The organism is Legionella sp. km772 (genome assembly GCF_003989735.1).
GTDB lineage: Bacteria > Pseudomonadota > Gammaproteobacteria > Legionellales > Legionellaceae > Legionella.
The window spans coordinates 1-5,879 of the sequence record NZ_RZGQ01000169.1 but is presented as its reverse complement, the minus strand read 5'-3'; the positions used below and the strand labels follow the sequence as shown (position 1 = coordinate 5,879).

Below are 5,879 nucleotides of genomic sequence, written 5' to 3'. Positions count from 1 at the left end.
AGTTCTCTAGATCTTTTTAAAGAGCAATTGAATCATTAATTCATGCCCAAATCATAACACATCAGGGCAGGATTACGCACGCTCAGTGCTCACTAAAACAGGGGTTATTTGAACCATGCCAAATAGTTGACCACTTTGTAAGGATAAACATGCAAACCTTTTACCAAATAATGGGTATAATCGCGGCAGGGCTGATTCTCTTTCTTTTATATCAAACCATTAAAGGGCGGCCCGATTATTTTACGCGCGACAATATGAATAAAAGTTTCCTAACTATGGGCGTTCTAGCGCTTGGTTTAATTGGTTTTGTGACCTTACTAATCTTTCTGGTGCGGCAAACTTAAATAAAAATTTGTTCAATAAATGGCCTAAATTCTCCCTATTCCTTATTGTTGTTCTATAATTATACATTAACGTTATTAAAGGAATAGATTGCAAATGAAAAGCTATTTATCTACCAGTATTTTAAGTACGTTATTGCTCGGTTTTTCTACAGCTTATGCTGCACCGAATTTGGTTTTAAAATTGAATAAAATTAATTTTCAAATTGATCGAGCAGAAATATTTGCCGCTAATTGTGCGGTTGAAAGCAAAGATACGCCATCCGCTAATTTTAACTGCAGCCAAGCCAGCGATATTTTGAAAAAATTAAATCAAAAATTGGATAAAGTCGCGGGGCTTAATCTGAATAATGACGATCAAATCACTCAAAATATCAAGCAATTGCGTAATAAAATAGATCTTGTCCATCAAGAGCTTACTAATGCCACCTTAGCCACCGATAACACCAATAACGCCTCTCTTCTTATGGATCCAAGCGAAAGTAATTGAAAAATTACCCTGCCTACTAACAGGAAAGAGCGAGAGCCTAAGGCATTTATTTTGCTCTAATTCGGTTTGTTGTGCTTGATAACCGGGCAGAGTGGGCTAAACTTATTACTTAGAGTGCCCTGAGATGGTTTCTGAATAATGGCAGATAAGAGATTTTTAGATCCGGAAATAGCACGTCAAAAAAACTCAATAGAAGAGCAAGCAATTAGTTCTAAAACAGGAAACCCAAGCTTTCCTCAAGTTTTAGACAATAGTTCAAGTTCCATTGATTTAGTAGAACCAGCACAGCTTCAATCTGAGCCTCCCTTATTACAAGCACGGAAGGTGCTTTATGAACATATAAAAGCCATTCCCATCGACGGATTGAATTTTTTTATGCATCAGGAGAAAACCTATAAGCGTGAATTAGTGGATCTAATGAGGCGCATTGATAAACAAGAAATTATTTCCGCTAAGACTCTATTAGAGTTAATGAGTGAAATGGCCAACCATCATCAATCGGATGGATTCCAGGATTTACTGCAAACCATCAAAGAAACTTTAGCAGCCTCTAGTCCAAGTATCGAGAATGAGCACCTATTGACTCCTCCCTCGGGTCCTTAAACTCAAATTTCTTTAATGATTTTAATCATCTTGTCTGCTAATTGGGTTTTAAAAGCAGGAGTTAGATTAGCAGATAACACTAAATAAGCGGTTTTATCTATACGCATGAAGCAAACATCTAGTAAATTATCAATCTGTAATAAATCACTGGGCTTATCTTGAATAGGCGCAACTTGTAAACCAAATATCGCCTCATTTTCATGTTTGGTAAGCGGGGTTATAAAATTATTTTGTACATTAATATTAATAAGGAAATCTTGGCCCTTAGCCGCATTTAAACGCCCGGTCATGTTAAGAATAGTACGGTTAAGTTTTAAACGCGTTATAGTTGTATAAAGCCACACCCCTAGTTTAATGGAATATTCTTTAATCAGGTTTTTTTGCTGCCGAAAGGTAGATATACTTGCAAGCTTTACTAAATTCGAACATTTCTGATAGGGTGTAGTATGCATCACTTCTTCATGGATTTCTTGGGCTAAGGAATTGAGGCTAGCCCCTTGCTTCACTTGTAATTTGATCGGCTCTAATCGTAAAAAACACCCAATCGCTTGATCGTAATCTTCATGATCACGGGTCGATTTTACCCGGTTAATACATACGGGAAAATGATGCTCCTCCTCCGTACAATTTAATAAAGCAAGCATGAGTACGGCGCATAAACCATCGAGTATGCTGATATGATGATGAGCGCAATAATTTTTAAATTTGCTCAGTAAGTCTTCTGATAGGACGGTAAAACTTGAGTACGCTAAGCCCTGTTTACGCATATCAGTAACGATATGTTGGCTTGCAAAGGGATAAAGTCGGGTATCTTTTAGGTAGTGCTCCCAAAAAGCCAGGTCTTCATTTAAATGTTTTTTAAAATAATGCTGCTCATGGGCAATATATTCTTTATAAATGTTTTCCTCAGCTAAAGCTTGCTGAGCAGATTGTTGATAAAAATCAGATAAATCCTTTAATAAAATATCCGGGCATAGATCATCGGCGATGAGATGGGGCATGGTGATTTGGAGTTCCGTATTCCCATTTTGTAAATAAAATAAGCGCGTAATAATTTGCGGTTTATTTTTAGGCCAAGGATAATAATTTTTAAGCTGTTGGAAGGAGTCTTCAATAATCAACTCACTTTCATTTTCCGGGAGTAAGGCTAAATTGCGCTCCACTATTCTATAACCCTGATGGCGCTGTAAATAATGGCTGGGATGAAATTTCGAGATTCGATAAGATAAAATTTTATGTTTTTGAATGAGTGCGGCAAAGGCTTTGTTTAAATTAGCGACGTCAAGTCGGCCCTGAATCCTCTTGCGAGTGAAGATATTTAATTTTTTAGCTTTAGGCTCAAAGGTATCTGCAAGCCACAGCATTAACTGGAAATCACTCAAGGGCAGAGTGGTCTTTGTATCTACGCTATGAGTATCAATAGATTCATGCTCCACCCGCTTCGCTTTTTTTATGATTAGGCTTAGAGCCGCGATAGTGGGGGTTTGATAGAAATTTTGTAAATTAATTTCTTTTTTAAATTGATGGTTAATTTTAGAAATAACCCGAGCGGCTGATAAAGAATGCCCGCCCAGCTCAAAGAAATTATCATGGATCCCAATATATTGAACCCCTAATTCTTCAGACCAAAGGGCTGCAAGCTTTCTTTCTAAAAGTTTCTTTGGTGCTTTAGAGTCGCTATTATTAGGCCCTTGGGGTACGGGTAGGGCGGCCCGGTCTAATTTTTCATTGGCATTAAGAGGAAAGCTGGCCATTTTAACAAAAAGTACTGGAATCATGTAATCGGGTAAAAAGCGCTGAAGATATTCACGTAGCTCAGTTGTTTCTAGGTGATATTCTGATTCCTTTAATAGGTAGTAGGCGATGAGCCTTTTTTCTTTAGAGCCTTTATCGGAGGCAATGACTACCGCTGATTTAATAGCGGGATGGCTTGCGAGGCAATGCTCGATTTCTTCCAGTTCCACCCGAAAACCACGAATTTTTAGTTGATGATCAATGCGTCCAATACATTCAATAGCACCACTAGTTAATAAGCGACATAAATCCCCCGTTTTATACAGCTTCTCGATCTTGTTCGCTTTAAAGGGATTGTTTATAAAATAACGATCGGTGAGTTGAGGATTATTAAGATAGCCACGGGCTAAACAAACCCCGCCTAGATGTAATTCCCCATCTTCTCCTTTTGCGGCTAGCTCGCCATTGTCTTTTATGATGAAATAGGAGGCATTCGGAAGAAGATAGCCTATAGGCACAGTATCTCCTAAATGGTGAACATTATCTTTATCCACTACAAATAAAGTAACGGCCACGCTGGTTTCGGTGGGGCCATATTCATTATATAAGCGATGACTGGGGTAACGTTCTAGCCAATGTTGGCAGTCAATGGTTGCCAGGTTTTCCCCCGCCAACATTATTTTTTTTAAGTGTGGAAAAGAGGTTTTTTTATTTTGTAATTCATAAAATAAAACCCGGAAATAACTGGGCGTAATTTTGATTAAACTAATCCCATTACTTTGTAAATAATCAATATAACGGCGAGGATCTTTTTTGACGGCATCGTCACAAATTACCACCGTTAAACCCAATGCTAAAGGCACAATAGTTAAGGTTAAAGCAAAATCAAAACTAATATTAGAGGAGCAGTCAATTTTTTCTTTATCACCCTTGACACATTCTTGCGCAAACCAAGCGGCATAATTGACAACTCCCTTATGCTCAATTAAAACGCCCTTTGGGGTTCCTGTTGAACCAGAGGTATAGATTACATAAGCTAAATTATCTTCAGTTGCGGTAGGATGTGGATTTTCTTTCGCCTGTTGGCTCAGCAGTTCATTATTAAGAAGCAACACTGTTCCTAGATAGGAAGTGAATTTTTTTTGGAAGCTCTCTGTGGTTAATACTATAGTGGCGGTACTTTCCTTTAAAATAAAGAGCAAGCGCTCCTCGGGATGATTGGGGTCTAAGGGGATATAGGCACCACCTGCTTTAAGAATTCCTAATATGGCGATAAAAAATTCGAATGAACGCTCCATACAAACGACAACAGGCATATCGGGTTTTATTCCTTGAAGTCGTAAATGATGGGCGAGTTGATTGGCTTTTTCGTTTAATTGCTCATAACTCAGAATTTTTTTGTTAAAAATTAGAGCGCTCTTTTTCGGGCTCTTCCTCACTTCCGATTCAAAAAGCTCATGCAGGGTGGCAGAGTAATCCATCTCCATGCTCCTTGTCTTATAACTTATTCTATTTAATAGGAATTCCTTTTATTAAGTATTAATAGTAAAACCTTAAAAATTCCAGTTTTTCTACAATTTTTCCTTAATTGAGGGATTTTTTTGAGTGATGGTGGTGAATAACGCTAAAGCTTGTTTAAAAGTAACTCTGTTGGTTCAGCATTTAGCAATTCAAGAATAAGTTCAATATAGGAATGATTGGGGAATTTACACTTTAATAGACTTAAATGGCGCTCCACCGTACGTCGAGAAATATTAAGTTTTTCGGCGATTTTTTGGGCTGATTCACCTTTAGTTAGCCCATACAACACTTGTTTTTGCCGCGGACTTAAGCTATCCAAGAGTGACGGCCTGGTGTTAAAAGTTAACTCTTGTTGTATAAGCTCGCATTTACTGCTTAAAATTTCTTGCTCGTTTAAAAGCAAATTAACCGCATCTTCACCCCAAGGTGAGTTTGCAGGTTTGCTGTGCCGCTGCAGTCCGAGTTTATGAGCCTTGTCAATTAACTCCTTATTTTTATTGATAAAAGTATGAATAAATCCTTCCAAAAAGGTAAAATTATTAATAAAAAATTGCGGTAAATAATGATGTGCAGAGGAGCCGGCAAAAAAGTAAAAGGCGCTAAAATCGGTGTGGCGATGGATGATGGTTACACCATAGCGGTTATCATAGACATTTAGGCCGTATTGCATGATAGGTTGCTGCGATTGATCTTCCCATAAGTTGTATTCATTCTTGTTAAATAGAGCCGGCCTATTATCATAGAAACTGCTTTGGTGCAGTTCATGGTGATAGTAATCATGCACCCACTGGGGATTATTACATAAATAGACCTGGCGGTTATCATCATAGTTAATCATCACATTGAATAGATGAATGCCTAAATCTTTTAAAGGTTGGCAAAAATCCTTTAGCCCTTCTGACAAAAGGATCATATTTATTATTGCATCACTTTGTTTCATTGGCAGAATAGAAATGTAAAAAAATACTTTACTCCCTAAAGGCTAAATTTTAAATACGTAAAAATACCCAATCGAGCCATTATTCTACCCCCTGTCCTTAATATTCTCCATGGCAAGCTGCGATTTATAAATGACTCATGTTACGCACATAAACTTGTAGTTTGACTAAAAAGCATTAGAATTCCGCCCTTAATTTTAGGGAGGGAATTAAATGGATATGCTTGATCTTTATAGTGATTATTTGATTTTC

At 37.6% G+C, this 5,879-nt stretch carries 5 protein-coding genes; 3 read left to right on the top strand and 2 right to left on the bottom strand.

Annotated elements, in window-relative coordinates; translation table 11 throughout:
- Positions 1 to 149: 149 nt before the first annotated feature.
- From ELY15_RS12905 to ELY15_RS12895, 3 genes are all read left to right on the top strand, one after another.
- Positions 150 to 344, top strand: coding sequence for a hypothetical protein (locus tag ELY15_RS12905; protein WP_127100690.1), 195 nt, complete (start codon positions 150 to 152; stop codon positions 342 to 344).
- 94 nt (positions 345 to 438) lie between these two features.
- Positions 439 to 831, top strand: coding sequence for a hypothetical protein (locus ELY15_RS12900; protein ID WP_127100688.1), 393 nt, complete (start codon positions 439 to 441; stop codon positions 829 to 831).
- Between the two features lie 138 nt (positions 832 to 969).
- Positions 970 to 1,434, top strand: coding sequence for a hypothetical protein (locus ELY15_RS12895; protein WP_127100686.1), 465 nt, complete (start codon positions 970 to 972; stop codon positions 1,432 to 1,434).
- Positions 1,435 to 1,436: 2 nt separating this feature from the next.
- Here ELY15_RS12895 and ELY15_RS12890 read toward each other — a convergent pair whose 3' ends face one another.
- On the bottom strand, positions 1,437 to 4,649 hold the full coding sequence (locus ELY15_RS12890) for an amino acid adenylation domain-containing protein (RefSeq protein ID WP_158617488.1): 3,213 nt from the start codon (positions 4,647 to 4,649) through the stop codon (positions 1,437 to 1,439).
- A gap of 143 nt (positions 4,650 to 4,792) precedes the next feature.
- Positions 4,793 to 5,602 carry a LuxR C-terminal-related transcriptional regulator gene (locus ELY15_RS12885; RefSeq protein WP_233586743.1) on the bottom strand — a complete coding sequence of 270 codons (810 nt, stop codon included), beginning with the start codon at positions 5,600 to 5,602 and terminating at the stop codon, positions 4,793 to 4,795.
- Positions 5,603 to 5,879 lie beyond the last annotated feature (277 nt).

Excerpts from the sequence above, each read along its gene's own strand:
- ELY15_RS12905 (WP_127100690.1), top strand. The coding sequence starts at position 150 with ATGCAAACCTTTTACCAAATAATGGGTATAATCGCGGCAGGGCTGATT.
- ELY15_RS12885 (WP_233586743.1), bottom strand. The coding sequence starts at position 5,602 with ATGATCCTTTTGTCAGAAGGGCTAAAGGATTTTTGCCAACCTTTAAAA.
- ELY15_RS12900 (WP_127100688.1), top strand. The coding sequence starts at position 439 with ATGAAAAGCTATTTATCTACCAGTATTTTAAGTACGTTATTGCTCGGT.
- ELY15_RS12890 (WP_158617488.1), bottom strand. The coding sequence starts at position 4,649 with ATGGATTACTCTGCCACCCTGCATGAGCTTTTTGAATCGGAAGTGAGG.
- ELY15_RS12895 (WP_127100686.1), top strand. The coding sequence starts at position 970 with ATGGCAGATAAGAGATTTTTAGATCCGGAAATAGCACGTCAAAAAAAC.